At 73.3% G+C, this 14062-nt stretch carries 13 protein-coding genes and 1 pseudogene; 2 read left to right on the forward strand and 12 right to left on the reverse strand.

The genetic code is table 11. The features are described from left to right. From G3I54_RS18145 to G3I54_RS18160, 4 genes are all read right to left on the reverse strand, one after another. Positions 1–1592 (reverse strand): protein kinase (locus G3I54_RS18145; protein ID WP_164615907.1); only part of this gene is annotated, 1592 nt, incomplete at its 3' end. 107 nt (positions 1593–1699) lie between these two features. Further along, complete coding sequence (locus G3I54_RS18150) at positions 1700–1975, reverse strand: hypothetical protein (RefSeq protein ID WP_164615908.1); 276 nt, start codon at positions 1973–1975, stop codon at positions 1700–1702. Positions 1976–1979: 4 nt separating this feature from the next. Beyond that, a complete protein-coding gene (locus G3I54_RS18155; protein ID WP_164615909.1) occupies positions 1980–2756 on the reverse strand; it encodes a TetR/AcrR family transcriptional regulator in 777 nt (258 codons plus the stop codon). A gap of 34 nt (positions 2757–2790) precedes the next feature. After that, entirely contained in the window at positions 2791–3726 is a 936-nt protein-coding gene (locus G3I54_RS18160; protein WP_164615910.1) for a diiron oxygenase, read from the reverse strand. Between the two features lie 247 nt (positions 3727–3973). On the opposite strand from G3I54_RS18160, the gene G3I54_RS18165 reads away from it, so the two are divergent. After that, on the forward strand, positions 3974–5119 hold the full coding sequence (locus tag G3I54_RS18165) for a ferritin-like domain-containing protein (RefSeq protein WP_164615911.1): 1146 nt from the start codon (positions 3974–3976) through the stop codon (positions 5117–5119). Between the two features lie 186 nt (positions 5120–5305). After that, positions 5306–6154 (forward strand): hypothetical protein, encoded by an 849-nt coding sequence (locus G3I54_RS18170; RefSeq protein WP_164615912.1) that lies wholly within the window; start codon positions 5306–5308, stop codon positions 6152–6154. Positions 6155–6271: 117 nt separating this feature from the next. Here the strand turns inward: G3I54_RS18170 and G3I54_RS18175 are convergent, their stop codons facing one another. From G3I54_RS18175 to G3I54_RS18210, 8 genes and pseudogenes are all read right to left on the reverse strand, one after another. Further along, positions 6272–7372: an amidase family protein gene (locus G3I54_RS18175; protein ID WP_164615913.1), complete on the reverse strand. Its 1101-nt coding sequence runs from the start codon at positions 7370–7372 to the stop codon at positions 6272–6274. Between the two features lie 38 nt (positions 7373–7410). Then, positions 7411–8868, reverse strand: coding sequence for a penicillin-binding protein 2 (locus G3I54_RS18180; protein ID WP_164615914.1), 1458 nt, complete (start codon positions 8866–8868; stop codon positions 7411–7413). Then, positions 8865–10253, reverse strand: a complete 1389-nt coding sequence (locus tag G3I54_RS18185) for an FtsW/RodA/SpoVE family cell cycle protein (RefSeq protein WP_164615915.1) — start codon at positions 10251–10253, stop codon at positions 8865–8867. The genes G3I54_RS18180 and G3I54_RS18185 overlap by 4 nt, the downstream gene beginning before the upstream one ends. A gap of 169 nt (positions 10254–10422) precedes the next feature. Next, positions 10423–10923, reverse strand: coding sequence for an SH3 domain-containing protein (locus tag G3I54_RS18190; RefSeq protein ID WP_164615916.1), 501 nt, complete (start codon positions 10921–10923; stop codon positions 10423–10425). Positions 10924–11016: 93 nt separating this feature from the next. After that, positions 11017–12399, reverse strand: a complete 1383-nt coding sequence (locus tag G3I54_RS18195) for a HAMP domain-containing sensor histidine kinase (protein ID WP_164615917.1) — start codon at positions 12397–12399, stop codon at positions 11017–11019. Then, a complete protein-coding gene (locus G3I54_RS18200; protein ID WP_164615918.1) occupies positions 12396–13202 on the reverse strand; it encodes a hypothetical protein in 807 nt (268 codons plus the stop codon). The genes G3I54_RS18195 and G3I54_RS18200 overlap by 4 nt, the downstream gene beginning before the upstream one ends. Positions 13203–13351: 149 nt before the next feature. Further along, entirely contained in the window at positions 13352–13669 is a 318-nt protein-coding gene (locus tag G3I54_RS18205) for a zinc-ribbon domain-containing protein (RefSeq protein WP_164615919.1), read from the reverse strand. Beyond that, positions 13666–14062, reverse strand: a pseudogene (locus G3I54_RS18210) (PBS lyase); the annotation flags it as partial. The pseudogene G3I54_RS18210 and the gene G3I54_RS18205, both read right to left, overlap by 4 nt.

Raw genomic sequence — 14062 nt, forward strand, 5'->3', positions numbered from 1 at the left:
GGCCCCGCGGGCCCGGCCGGCAGCGCGGCGGCGGGGTACGGGGCGGGCCCGCCGTGCGTGGGGCTCGGGTGTTGCTGCGGCTGCTGGTGCGGCTGTTGCGGGGTGCCGGGGGCGGCGGGCAGTGCGGGCGGCATCGGGTGGGCCGCCGGGACGAGGGCGGTGCCCGGGGATGCGGTGAGTTCGTGGGGGAGCGCCAGCTGGGTCGTCGGGCGGTCGTTCTGCGGCGGTCGCGGTCCGGTGTTGAGGAACCGCGTGGTGCCCCGGTCCTCACCGATGTCCCCGTCGCTCGCGGCCACCGGCGCGGCGAGGGGCCCCTGGGGCGAGGCCGCGTCCACCGGAGACGCGGGCAGCGGCCGGGCGTCCTCGGGCTCCGGCGCCGTATGCGCGGCCTTCTGCTCCGGCGTGACGCGAGGGTCGGCGGGCCGGGCGTCCTCGGGCTGCGGAGGCCCTTCCGGCGCGGACGCCGCGGCCGCGTCCACCGGAGACGCGGGCACCGGCCTGGCGTCCTCGGGCTCCGGGGCCTCCTCCGACGCGGACTTCGGCGCGGACTCCGACGCGGACTTCGGCGTCTCCACCGGCTCGGGCTCCGACGAGGCCTCCTCCCGCTCGGGGTGCGAAGCCTCCGGCCCGGGCTGTGCGGTCTCCGTCTCCCCGGTCGCCCCGGGCTCCTCCTCCGGTACCTCCAGGGCCAGGACCCGCGCCTCCTGGTCCGTGACCGCCGCCGCGAGCCGTTCGGGGAGCCAGCCGCCCCGGGCGAGGCCCGCCGCGCCCTCCAGGGCCAGTTCGGCGGCGACCGTGCCGGCGGCGGGCCGCTCGGCCGGGTCCTTCGCCAGGCAGCTCGCGATCAGCTCGCGCAACGGCTCCGGTACGGCGTCGAGTTCGGGCTCGTCCTCGGCGATCCGGCGGGCGGCCTCCTCGGGCGGGCCCTCCGTGAACGGGGTCGTCCCGGTCGCCGCGTACGCCAGCAGCAGCCCCAGGACGAACAGGTCGGAGGCGGCGGAGACCTCCTTGCCCTCGATCTGCTCGGGCGTCAGATAGCCGAGCCGTACCGAGAGCTGGCCGCCCGGACCCACCTCCGCCGACGCGGCGGCGCCCAGCGGGCCGAAGGCGGTGAGGCGGGGCCCGTCGCTGGCCAGCAGCACCGTGCCGGGGGCCAGCCCCTGGAGCACGGACCCGGAGGCGTGCACCCGGGAGAGGATCTCGGCGATGCCCGCGCCCAGTATCCGCAGGGCCCGCTCGGGCAGCGGACCGGCGATCCCGATCGCCTCTGCCAGCGGCAGCGCGGGCACGTAACCCGCCGCCGTCCACAGCGGCTCCGGCCCGTCCGCCGGGGCCTCCGGCTCCTCGCCGGTGTCCAGCAGCGGGCTCACCCAGCCGCCCGCGAGACGCTCGGCGGTGCGTGCCTCGGCCCGGAAGCGGCGGCTGAAGACCGGTACGGCGGCCAGCTCGGGGCGCGCGGCGGTGACGAGGGCCACCTCGCCGGTGGCGGTGTCCCGGGCCACGTACCGTACGGCGCTCGCGCCTTCGTGGAAGCGGGCCAGCGCGGTGAAGCGGCCGAAGCGGCGTGGATCGTCCTGACGCAGCGCCTCCATGGCGCACCCCCCTTGTGACCGTCCTCCGGCGACCGAGTGACCCGTCGCTCGGCACCTGACCGTCGATCTTAGGGCCTGTGCCGTACGCGGGAGCCGCCCGCCGTCGTTCAGTCGCGGCTCGGGGGCTTGGACCAGGGCCACTTGGGGGTGCGCTGCTCGCGGCCGCCGGGGGCGTACTCGTACACCCAGCCGCGCTGGATCCCGAGCCGCTTGGTGTGGCCGGCGGGGACCCGCTGATAGGCGTACACGGTGGCGGGGCCGCCGTCGGGGGAGGGCACCGGGACCTCGTACCACTTCGGCGGGTGGCCGGTCGGGCCGAGCAGGATCGGCAGGACCCGGCCGTCCAGGGGGCCGCCTCGGAAAGGGGTGTTCTCGCTCTTCACCCGGTCAGTCTGACGCAGGGGCCGGGGACAGCAGGTGCGCCGCCTCCGCGACGATCGGAATCACCCGTTCCGCCAGCCGTCCCGCCGGGCCGTCGGGCCGCTCCAGGGCCAGCAGCTCGTTCACCACCACCGCGGTCTCCGGGTCGGTGGCGGCGGTCGCGGTGAGCAGGGCGATCAGATGGTCGACCAGCCAGCCGCGCAGCTCGGCCGCGTCCGGCCGCTTCCCGTCGTCGAGCCAGATCAGCGAGGCCGCCTCGACGGCCGCGATCCAACTGCGCACCATCATCCGCAGCCTCGGCCCGGCGGGCTGCTCCCCGGCCCCGCCGATCCGCCCGAGATGGCGCAGGATCTCGTCGGCCGCCGCCCGGCGCACCCCGTCCACGATCGTCGTCGTACGGGAGGTCTCCACGACGCTGCCGCCGCGCAGCAGGGCGCTGAACCCGGTGTCGTGCTCGTCGACGAAGCGCAGATAGCGGTCCAGGACCCGGGCGACCCGCTCGGTGGGCGGGCCGACCGGCGGTTCGGTGAAGCACAGCGTCAGCTCGTCGGCCGCCGAGCCGAGCGCGGCCTCGTACAACTGCTGCCGCCCGCCCGGGAAGTAGCGGTAGACGAGCGGCCGGGACACCCCGGCCGCCACCGCCACCTCGTCGAGCGAGACCTCGTCGGGCGCCCGGTGGGCGAAGAGGCCGAGCGCGGCGAGGAGCAGCTGGGAGCGGCGCTCCTCGACGCTGAGCCTGCGGTACGTCGCCCGGGGCGGCGGGACTGCGGCGGTGGAGGTCATGCCACCGAGCCTAAGCGCTGACCCGCGATACACCTCAGGCCAGCAGGCCGGAGCTTCGCCACAGCCGGCGGCCGACGCCGTTCAGCAGCCCGATGTCGTCGAAGAAGTCGGTGAGCCGTTTCGCGCCGGACTGCATGACCTCGGCGCGGTGCCCGCTGGCCTTCACCTGGGCGACGGCCTCGCGGCGGTCCAGGCCGACGTTCTCGTACACCTGCGGGTTCACGAAGCAGACGGAGAAGACCCGGGCCGCCTCGCCGCAGCTGACCTTGGTGAGTTCGCGCTCCCAGCGCGGGGCCGTCACCATCTGGCGGCGCAGCTCCTCCCGGGCGTACCGGACGTGCCGGGCCTCCTCGATCACATGGATCCGGGTCACGCCGCGCACCAGGGTCTGCACCCGCTCGTCCGGGAACGTCAGCCGCTGCATCCAGTCGAGGATCTCCTCGCCCAGCAGGGTCGCGGCGAACGAGCCGGGGGTGGTGGAGACGGTCTTCAGGACGCGCGCGAGGTTGTGGTAGACGCGCGGCACCGGATACGTCGGGGCGCCGCCCCAGTCGATCATGCGGCCGAACATCATCGAGTGCCGGCACTCGTCGGCTATCTCGGTGAGCGCGTAGCGGACGTGGTTGCTGGTCACCGGCTTGTCGTAGACGTGCCGGACCAGCAGCTGCATCAGGATGATCTCGAACCAGATGCCGAGCGAGGCGAGCGCGGCACCCTCGTGCCGGGAGAGGTCCAGGCGCTGTTCCTCCGACATCCGGTGCCACATCGGAGTGTCGTACAGCGAGAGCAGCTCCGGCGGCCAGAACCACCTGCCCTCCTCGACGGCCGCGTCCCAGTCGAGTTCGGTGTCGGGGTCGAAGGAGTGCTTGGCCGAGGATTCGAGCAGCCGCAGGGCGATCTGCTCGCGGTCGCGGAGCGGCCCGAGCGCGTCGCGGAGCACGGTCACATCGCGAGCGGTGACGGTCGTCATGGCGGGAGCACCTCACACAGGGGTTACCGGGAACGGGGGTTACCGGCGGTCACTCCTTATGAGACTGCTTGTCAGCAAGGCCGTCAATCCCTTGCGCAGGACTCCGCGCGACTCCGTACGACTTGTTGACCCGCTGTCTACCAACGTGTGAACCTGCCGGGGAGGCGGCTGACGCACGCGCTCAACTGCCTTCGGCGTCACGGAACTTGTCGATCACGTCCCGCTGTCCGAGGCGAAGGAGCCGTCCGTGTCCACTCACGACCTCTACACCACCCCGCCCGCCGAACCGGTCTGGCAGGTCCCCGCCACCGGAGCCGCCCGGTTCAGCTGGGACTACGACGACGGCCGCGAACGCCTCCTCGCCCTCTACCAGAAGGGCAAGGACAAGCAGTGGGACGGCGACAAGCGCATCGACTGGTCCCTGGAGGTCGACCCCGCCGACCCGCTCGGCACCCCCGACGAGGCGCTCACGCTGTACGGCACCCCGCACTGGGCGAAGATGACGGAGAAGGACCGGGGCGAGCTGCGCAAGCACTACACCTCCTGGCAGTTCAGCCAGTTCCTGCACGGCGAGCAGGGCGCGATGGTGTGCGCGGCGCGCATCGTGGAGTCCGTCCCCGACCTGGACGCCAAGTTCTACTCCGCCACCCAGACCATGGACGAGGCGCGGCACGCCGAGATCTACGGCCGGTTCCTGCACGAGAAGATCGGCATGCTCTACCCGGTCAACGACAACCTCCAGGGGCTGCTCGGCGACACCCTGCGCGACTCCCGCTGGGACATGCCCTACCTCGGCATGCAGGTCCTCATAGAGGGCCTGGCGCTGGCCGCCTTCGGGATGATCCGCGACACCACGACCAAGCCGCTGCCCAAGCAGATCCTCGCGTACGTCATGCAGGACGAGGCCCGGCACGTCGCCTTCGGGCGGATGGCGCTGCGCGACTACTACAAACAGCTGAGCGACGCCGAACTCCGCGAGCGCGAGGAGTTCGTCATCGAGGGCTGCTACCTGATGCGCGACCGGCTCAGCGGGGTCGAGGTCCTGGAGAACTTCGGCATCGGCAAGCAGGAGGCGAAGGACCTCTCCGAGCACTCGGAGTACCTCCAGCTCTTCCGCAAGCTGCTGTTCAGCCGGATCGTCCCGTGCGTCAAGGACATCGGCCTGTGGGGCCCGCGGCTGCAGAAGGCGTACGTCGACATGGGCGTCCTCGAACTCGGCGACTCCAACCTCGACCTGCTGATGTCGCAGGACGAGGAGATAGCCGAGGAACTGGACCGCGAACGCTTCGCCGCCGAGGAACAGGCCCGGGTGGCGGAGGTCGCGGACGCGATCGACGAGGGGGCGTCGAACGGGGAGCGGGAGAGGGGGGTGCGGGAGAGGGCGGAACCGTAGTGGATGTACGCGGACGGGCCCCGGCGGTCACGATGCTGGCATGACGATGAACCCGCCCGCAGCCCCCCCGGTGGCGGCGGCGTGGTAAGGGCGGCGGCCGGGACGGCCGGGGCGCCGGAGGAGTGGCTGCGCGGGCTGGAGCCGTTGACCGAAAATCCGTTCGCGAACGTGTCGTAACGTGAGCCCATGACCACCCCGCCGCACCCGCCGCAGGGCCCCTACGGGCCGCCGTCCCCGCAGAATCCCTACGGCCCGCCGCCGGTCGCACCGGGGTCCGTGCCGCAACAGCCCTACGGCTACCCGCAGCAGCCCCCGCCCCCGCCCCAGCAGGGCGGCTGGGGGCAGCCCGGCATACCCGGCGGCCCGGGTACGGGCGGCTGGCCGCCGGCGGGTCCGCAGCCGCCGCGCAGGAAGCGGACCGGGCTGATCGTCGGGATCGCCGTCGGCGCGGTGCTGGCGGCGGGCGGCATCGTCTACGGCGTCACCCAGATCGCCGACAAGGGCAGCGATCTGGTGTACCCGAAAGCGGAGTACCGGCTCACCGTGCAGAAGAAGCTCCTGGACGGCGAGTTCAGCCTCGGCCAGGACCTGTCGGAGACCGAGGGCAAGGAGATCGAGGACACCCCCGACCCCAGCATCCGGAACGCCGAGGCGGTCGTCGCGCACTACGCCTCGGCCAAGGGCGGCGCCCTGGTGCTCTCGGGGATGTACGGGCGGCTGGCCAGCCCCGGGTTCATGCGCGGCGAGATCATGAAGGGCGCGGCGGAGGCCGACGGCGCGAAGCTCGTCGTGCCCCCCAAGGAGTTCAGACCGGAGGGGTACGACATCACGGTCGAGTGCCAGGTGGTGCAGTCGAAGGAGGCCGGCGGCACCGTGAACATTCCCATGTGCGCCTGGGGCGACGACAACACCGCCGCGATGGTCGCGCTGATCCGCCCGGAATCCGTGCTCAAGGACGCCAAGTCCGTGGACCTGGCGAGCGCGGCGGCGGAGACGGCCAAGGTCCGCGAGGAAGCCCGCAAGCCGATCGGCTGACCGGGGTCCGCTGTCCTGGGGCCCGCTCTCCGGGGCCGAACGACCGCCCGGGGTCGAACCACCGCCCGGGGTCGGCCGCCTGCTCGGGGCCGCCGAGCGCCCGCCCCGCCAGGATCATCACCTCGCCGCCGCGGGCGGTCTCCGTGCGGTGGGCAGGGCGTCCTCCACCGCGCGGGCCGCGGCGAGCAGCCGGACGTCCGCGCCGTGCGCCGCCACCAGCTGGAGCCCTACCGGGCAGCCGTCCCCGGTGAATCCGGCGGGCAGGCTCGCCGCCGGATGCCCGCTCAGGTTGAACGCCCAGGTGAGCGCCGTGGAGTAGAAGTCGCCCGGGCCCTCGTGGCCGTGCGGCCGGTTCGGTGTGGCGGGGGTCAGCAGCAGGGCCCCACCGGCGAGCAGCGCGTCCAGCCGCTCGTCGTTCGTCCGCCGCACCCGCACCGCCTCCGGGTCGTCCGGCGCGCCGCCCCGTACCGCCGTCCAGGCCCTGACCGGGTCGAGCAGCCCGGCGTCGCGCTCCACCAGGCGTACCGTCCCCGCCGCGACGAGCCGGTCCACCGCCCTGCCGACGACAGCGGCCACCTCCGGGTCCACGTCCGCGAATCCGAGATCCTCGCTGTACACCGCCGGCAGCGGCGGGGAAGGCGCGGCGGACGGCTCGTACCCGTCCAGCACCCGGCGCAGATACGGCTCCGCCGCGGCCGCCGACCGGGCGAGCACCCCGGCCGACGCCAGCCCGGACCGGTCGGGCGAGGGGAGCAGCCCGTTCGTCGTCTTCAGCCCGAACACCCCGCACCAGGCGGCCGGGATGCGGACCGAACCGGCCCCGTCGCTGCCCGTCGCCAGCTCCACCATCCCCGCCGCCACCGCGACCGCCGACCCGGCCGATGAGCCGCCCGGAGTACGGTCCGCCCGCCACGGGTTGACCGTACGGCCGTGCGCGCCCTGCCCCCAGGTCTGCCAGTGGGTGCCGGGCCCGGGCACCGAGGTCGCGCCGACCGGAACCCCGCCCGCCGCGATCAGCCGACGCGCCGCGAAGGAGCGGATCCCGGCGGGGCCCTTCACCGCGAACGGCAGCCCGCCCAGCGGCAGTCGGCGCGCCACGGCCTCCCGTTCGCGGGCGAGCGCCACGTCCGGCCAGACCTCGATGAACGCGTGCAGCGCCGGGTCCAGCCGGTCGATCCGCTCCAGGGCCCGCGCCACCGCGGACGGCATCCGTGTCATGGGGCCAGTCTGCCGCTGCCCCGATGCACCGGCAGGGTTCACTCCTCCAACGCCGCCTCCATCACCGCCCGGGCGATCGGGGCCGCGCTGCCGCCGCCGCTGATGTCGGCCCGGTCGGCGGAGGCGTCCTCCACGACCACCGCCACCGCGACCGCTGGGCGGCCGGAGTCGGGGGCCTGGGCCCAGGAGATGAACCAGGCGTACGGCAGGCCGGAGTTGTCGACGCCGTGCTGGGCGGTACCGGTCTTGCCGCCGACCTTCACCCCGTCGATCGCCGCGTTCGACCCGGTGCCGTTCTCCACCACGTCGACCATCATCCGCTGGAGCTGCACGGCCGTCGACGGGTTCATCGCCCGCTCGTACGGGCGGGAGCCCTCCTGCCGGACCGTGTCCCCGTCGTTCGTCGTCACCCGGTCCACCAGATGGGGGCGGCGCAGATCGCCGCCGTTGGCGACCGCCGAGGCGACCATCGCCATCTGGAGCGGCGTCGCCGTCGTGTTGAACTGCCCGATCGAGGACAGGGCCAGCTGGTCCTCGCTCATGTCCGTGTCGAAGTTGCTCCGCGCCACCCCGGACGGGATCCGCAGCCCGGCGTCGTTGAAGCCGAACCTCTCCGCCGCGTCCACCATCCCGTCGAGGCCGACCTCCACGCCCAGATGGGCCATCACGGTGTTGCAGGAGACCCGGATCGCGTCCGCCAGGGAGGCGTTCTCGCAGCCGCTCGACTCGTTCGGCAGGGTCGTCCTCGTACCGGGCAGGACGTACGGCGACGGGGTGTCCGTGGCCGCGTCGGCGTCCGTCACCGCCCGGGAGTCCAGCGCCGCGGCCGCCGTCACGATCTTGAAGGTGGAGCCCGGCGGATAGGTCTGCCGGATGGCCCGGTTGAGCATCGGCAGGCTCTTGGCCGCGTTCAGCCGGGTCCACGCCTCGGTCACCGCCGCACCGGTCCCGGACAGCCGCTCGGGGTCGTACGACGGGGTCGAGACCAGGGCCAGGATCGCGCCCGTCGACGGATCCAGGGCCGCCACCGCGCCACGCCTTCCGCTCAGCCCGTCGTACGCGGCCTGCTGCATCGACGCCCTGATCGTGGTGACGACATCGCCGCCCGGCTGCCGGCCCCGGGTGAACTCGTTCCCGAAGGGCAGCGGCGCCAGCAGCGAATCCGTACCGGACAGGACGGCGTCCTCGGCGTTCTCGATGAGCGTGGTGCCGTACGTCTGCGAGGCGTATCCGGTCACCGGGGCGTACAGCGGGCCGTGCAGATAGGTGCGCTCGAAGCTGAGCTGCTCTCGGGTCTCCTTGTTGCCGGTCACGGGCCGGTCGCCGACCAGGATGTTGCCGCGCGGCTGGTCGTAACGGGCGATGCTGTTGCGGCGGTTGGCCGGGTTGGCGTCCAGCTCGTCGGCCTCGAAGAGCTGGACGCGGGCCGCGTTGACGAGCAGCGCCACGAGCAGCAGCAGACAGAAGGCGGCGGCCCGCCGGATGTAGCGGATCACCGGTCGTCCACCCCGGATTCCACGGCCGCCGCGACGACGCCGGTCTCCACCTGCTCCGGGTGGGGTCTGCGGGAGACGTCGCTGACCCGGATCAGCAGCGCCACGATGATCCAGTTGGTGACGACGGAGGAGCCGCCCTGCGCGAGGAACGGCATCGCCATCCCGGTCAGCGGGATCAGCCCCATCACCCCGCCCGCGATCACGAACACCTGGAGCGCCAGGATCGAGGCCAGACCGATGGCGAGCAGCCGCCCGAACGGGTCGCGCAGGGCGAGCCCGGCCCGGTAGCCGCGCGCCACGAGCAGCGCGTAGAGCAGGAAGATCGCGGTCAGCCCGCTCAGCCCCAGCTCCTCGCCCGCCGTCGCCAGGATGAAGTCGGACTTCGCGGCGAAGCCGATCAGGATGGAGTGGCCGGCGCCCAGCCCGGTGCCGAGCATCCCGCCCGCCGCGAAGGCGAACAGCGACTGGGCGAGCTGGCCGGGCCCCTGCCCCGCGTCGATCGAGGCGAACGGGTCCAGCCAGTCCTGCACCCGGCTGTGGACATGCGGTTCGAACGAGCCCACGACGAAGGCTCCGACGGAGGCCAGCAGCAGACCGACCGCGATCCAGCCGGTCCGGCCCGTCGCCACGTACAGCATGATGACGAAGAGCCCGAAGAACAGCAGCGAGGTGCCGAGATCGCGCTCCAGCACCAGTACGCCGACGCTCAGCAGCCAGATCGCCACGATCGGCCCGAGCACCCGCCCGGCGGGCAGTTGCAGCTTCCACACCGTGCGGCCGGTGTAGGCCAGCGCGTTGCGGTTGGCCGCCAGATAGGCGGCGAAGAACACCGCGAGCAGGATCTTGGCGAACTCGCCGGGCTGGAAGGAGAGTCCGCCGATCCGGATCCAGATCTTCGCCCCGTTCACGGCCGGGAAGAAGATCGGCACGATCATGAGCGCGAGCGCGGCGGCCACCGAGAGATACGCGTACCGCTGGAGCACCCGGTGGTCGCGCAGCAGCACCACCACGACGGTGAACAGCGCGACGCCGAGCGTGGACCAGACGAGCTGGGTGGGCGCGGCCTGGTCCCTCGGGGTCTCCAGATCGAGCCGGTAGATCAGCACCAGACCGAGACCGTTGAGCAGGACCGCGATCGGCAGCAGCAGCGGATCGGCGTACGGGGCCCGGAAACGGACCGCGACATGGGCGAGCAGCGCGAGCGCGCCGAGCCCGGCGCCGTACCCGGCGACATCGGGGGGCACGGCGCCGTCGTGGGCGAGGCCGACCACCGCATAGCCGAGGACGGAGATCAGGACGCCTCCGACGAGGAGGGTGAGCTCCACCCCGCGCCGCTTGGGCAGGCGTAGCTCGGGCGGGGGAGCGTCCGCCGTCGTTGCGGTCATGCTCCGCAACGTAGCAAGAGGTGCGAGGTATTTCCCTTATGTCACACCTTTGCTCATGTCAGCCCCGCTCGGGCCGGTGCTACCTGAGCACGGGTCCGCCCGTGGAGCGCGCGGCGAGGGGCCGGACTCCACGGGCGGACGGACACGCGGGTGTGCGGGTGACGAGAGGTCAGCACCACTTCGGCGCGGAGCCGATGTTCTCGATGTAGCGCGCCGAACCCCAGGCCCAGGTGCCGTCGGTCAGCAGGTACCAGCGGTTGTTGCCGTCGACGTTGTCGCCGGTGGTCTTGCAGAAGATGTTCACGACCGAGCCGTACTTCACCGAGCCGACGATGCGGCTGCTGCGGGTCGGCTTGTCACGGAGCAGCAGGTACGGCTTGGCGATGACCCGTCCCTTGTAGGTCCGCTTGGGCGCCTGGGGCTTCGCCTGGCCCTGCTTCTGCGCCTCCTGGCGGGCCTCCTTCTGCTGCGCCTCGTGCTCGCGCTGGAGGGCCGAGGCCGAGAGCTCGTCGGACGTCGGGTCCGGCGCGGTGGCCTCCGCGCGCTGTCCGACGGGCTGGGGGTCGGCCGCCATTGCGGCGGGGGCGGCGGCGGTGAGCGCCGCGAGCGTGCCGGTGGCGACGCAGAGACCGAGCCGGCGGAGCCGCGAGGGGCGGGACAGGGGGGACATGCTGCCTCCATGCGATGAGGAAAGGGACCGTGGGGGACACGAGCTGGGCTCGTGCTGGTCACGCTAAGTTCGCCACTTACGGTCCGCAACGCGTCACGATGCGTGAGGGTGGTCCTCCGTTGAGCCGTCCGGGGTGTCCGGGCCCTCCGGGCCCCCGTCCTGGCCCGGATTCCCGGCGGAATCCCCGTCGTCGAGCCTCACGTACTCCGGCAGGGTCAACCGGGCGAGCGCCCCGCCGTCCGGCGGATTGCCGAAGTCCAGCCGGGCGCCGATGACCTGGGCCTGGCCGAGGGCGATGGTCAGCCCCAGCCCGTGGCCCTTGCCCGCGCCGTCCGTGCGGAACCGCTGCGGCCCGCCGTCCAGCAGATACGCCGGGAACCCCGGGCCGTGATCGCGTACGGAGACCACCGCGCCGTCCACGCTCAGCACCACCGGCGGGCCCCCGTGCCGGTGGGCGTTGGCCACCAGATTGCCGATCACCCGCTCCAGCCGCCGCCGGTCGGTCTCCACCCGGGCCGCGCCGCTCACCCGTACCTCGGTGTCGGTGCCCGACGCCCGCACGACCCGCTCCGCCACCGGCGCGAGATCGTGCACGGCGAGGTCGACCTGTTCGGTACGGGCGTCGAGGCGGGAGATCTCCAGCAGGTCCTCCGTCAACGCCCGCATGGCCCGCACCCGGTCGCGCACCAGCTCCGCCGGGCGGCCCGGCGGCAGCAGCTCGGCGGCGGCCGACAGACCGGTCAGCGGGGTGCGCAGCTCGTGCGCCACATCGGCGGTGAACCGCTGCTCGGTCTGGAGCTTGCGCTGGAGGGTCGAGGCCATGGTGTCGAGCGCGCCCGCCACGATCGCCACCTCGTCCTGGGCCCGGACCGGACGCGACGTTCGCGGGTCGTTCACCCGGGCATCGAGGTCGCCCGCGCTGATCCGGCGGGCCACCCGGGCGCTCTGGTGGAGCCTGCGGGTCACCCGGCCGACGGCGAACAGCCCGACGAGCAGGGTGGCGGCGATGGCCAGCAGCGAGGAGCCGATGATCGCCCGGTCGAGGCCGCCGATGGTGCGGGCGCTGTGGCTGTAGTCCGTCCAGGTGGCCAGCGCCCGCCCGTCCGCCGGGCCCGCCGCCCACATGGCGGGGCCGCCCTGCCCGTCCGGGTCGCCCGGCCGGTGCGGTCCGTCCGCGACGACGGTGCCCCGCTCGCCGCCCGCCGCCAGGGCGCGCAGCGAGGCGGGCAGCCCCGGCGGGTCGATGCCGGACCCCCGGGGCAGCGGCTCCCCGGCCTCGTACGCGTCGGTGACCACCTCCAGCCGGGCCAGCGCCTTCTCGCGGGCGTGGTCGACGGTCTGCCGGGTGACCGCGGTGTGCACCAGAACGCCGAGGAGGGCGGCCAGGGTGCAGCACATGGCGGTCAGGAAGACCGCGGACTTCCAGGTGAGGCTCGCGGTCCAGGAGGGCGATCGGAGCCGGCGTCGACGTCTCATCGCGTCTCCGCCGGTGATGCGGAGCGTGTCGCGGAAGGCGATTCCGAAGGCGATTCCGAAGGCGATTCCGAAGGTGTACGGGTGGCGGAGCCGGCGGACGGCGTCGGCGTGCGCCGCGGCTTGGGGGCCTTCCGGTGCTCGGGCGTCCGGAGGATCTCGTCCCGGGTGGGCAGCATCGCGCGCTGCCGGTCGTCCCAGGACCACGCGGTGCGGTACTCGTACCCCGGGATCACCGACGGAGCCCGCATGATCACGTCCCGGCCCGCCAGCTCCACGCTGATGACGGCATCGTAGGTGGACATGATCCGGGTCAGCCCGCCCTTGTCCGGCATGTACACGCGCACGGCGAGCTGTCGATCGGGCGTACGGATGCCGAGCACCAGTTCGTCCCTGCCGTCGCCGGTCAGGTCGCGGTAGTACGGCGCGAGCACCGGGCAGTCGTCCGGGGCGGTCCGGCACGCCTTGATCTGCCGGACGGTCGCGTCCGGCAGCTCGTCCAGACCGCTGTCCCGGTTCGTCCTGGCCTTCAGGCCGGCCTGCGCCACGGTCACCGGGTCCAGCCGGCGCACATCGCCGCCGGACACCCGGATGCCCGGGATCCGCGCGGTCTCGCCCTCGCCGTAGTCGTACGGGGCGGAGGAGGCGGGCGGCAGATCCGGCCACAGGTGCTTGGGCTCGACGGCCGACGGCGCGTCCCCGGCGCTCTTCAGCCCGCCGGCCCCGCCGCAGCCGGACAGCAGGGCGAGCGCGGCGACGGCGAACACGGCGGTACGGGTCGCCGCCGGGACGCGGTGCGGGCGCACGGCTCGCCTCCTCCTACGACGACAGCGGTCTCACACCCTAATCGGACACCCGCACACAATGCCGACTTCGTATCTCTGCGTGACGGTTCGTGGCTCCAGGAGGAGAGCCTTGGGCCGCCGACCGGATCGGCGCCGGTACGGGTCCCGGGTCAGCGCTGGTACGGGTTCTGTCCGGGCGGGGTGAAGCCGGGCTGCTGCGGGGCCTGGCCGTGCGCGGCGCCGTCCTGCCCGGCCGCGGCCTGGGCGAGCAGCTGGTCCGCCTGCTCCTTGGGTATCTGCTGTTCCCCGCCGCAGAAGGTGCACTGCGTGGCGTACTTCGTCGAGAACGGGAACAGCGGCACGAAGAACAGCGTGAACTTCGTGACCCGCTTGCGCAGGGTGTGCGCCGCCGGATTGCCGCACCAGCCGCAGACCATCGTCAGGATGGCCAGCTGGTAGAGGTAGCCCTTGGTACCGAAAATGATCATGCCGTGGTCCCTTTCCCCGTCCCCCGGAGTGCCCGTCGGCACAGCTCCAGGAGCTTCTCGTCCTCGTGGATGTCATGACTGCCGTACCCGCCGTCCATCGCGTTGTGACGGCGTACGGAGGCGAGTTCGCTCCGCAGGACGTGTGCTGCGGCCGACCCCTCGGGGACCGGCCCCATCCGTGCCACGCATTCTGCCACCCGGACCCGGACATGACGGCTCCGCTCCCAGTCGGCGAGCAGGGCCTCGGTGGTCTCCTGCGACCGGCCGGTCACCTCCCACAGCGCGACCGCCGCGTCCACCCGCAGCCACAGCTCCTCGTGCGCCAGCAGCCCGCGCAGCCGGGGCGCGGCCACCGCGGCGCGCGGCCCGAGCGCCCCCAGCGCCGTCGCCGCC

This window comes from Streptomyces sp. SID14515, from assembly GCF_010548505.1.
Lineage (GTDB): Bacteria > Actinomycetota > Actinomycetes > Streptomycetales > Streptomycetaceae > Streptomyces > Streptomyces caviscabies.

Excerpts from the sequence above, each read along its gene's own strand:
- G3I54_RS18195 (WP_164615917.1), bottom strand. The coding sequence starts at position 12,399 with ATGAGACGTCGACGCCGGCTCCGATCGCCCTCCTGGACCGCGAGCCTC.
- G3I54_RS18160 (WP_164615910.1), bottom strand. The coding sequence starts at position 3,726 with ATGACGACCGTCACCGCTCGCGATGTGACCGTGCTCCGCGACGCGCTC.
- G3I54_RS18190 (WP_164615916.1), bottom strand. The coding sequence starts at position 10,923 with ATGTCCCCCCTGTCCCGCCCCTCGCGGCTCCGCCGGCTCGGTCTCTGC.
- G3I54_RS18175 (WP_164615913.1), bottom strand. The coding sequence starts at position 7,372 with ATGACACGGATGCCGTCCGCGGTGGCGCGGGCCCTGGAGCGGATCGAC.
- G3I54_RS18155 (WP_164615909.1), bottom strand. The coding sequence starts at position 2,756 with ATGACCTCCACCGCCGCAGTCCCGCCGCCCCGGGCGACGTACCGCAGG.
- G3I54_RS18170 (WP_164615912.1), top strand. The coding sequence starts at position 5,306 with ATGACCACCCCGCCGCACCCGCCGCAGGGCCCCTACGGGCCGCCGTCC.
- G3I54_RS18185 (WP_164615915.1), bottom strand. The coding sequence starts at position 10,253 with ATGACCGCAACGACGGCGGACGCTCCCCCGCCCGAGCTACGCCTGCCC.
- G3I54_RS18205 (WP_164615919.1), bottom strand. The coding sequence starts at position 13,669 with ATGATCATTTTCGGTACCAAGGGCTACCTCTACCAGCTGGCCATCCTG.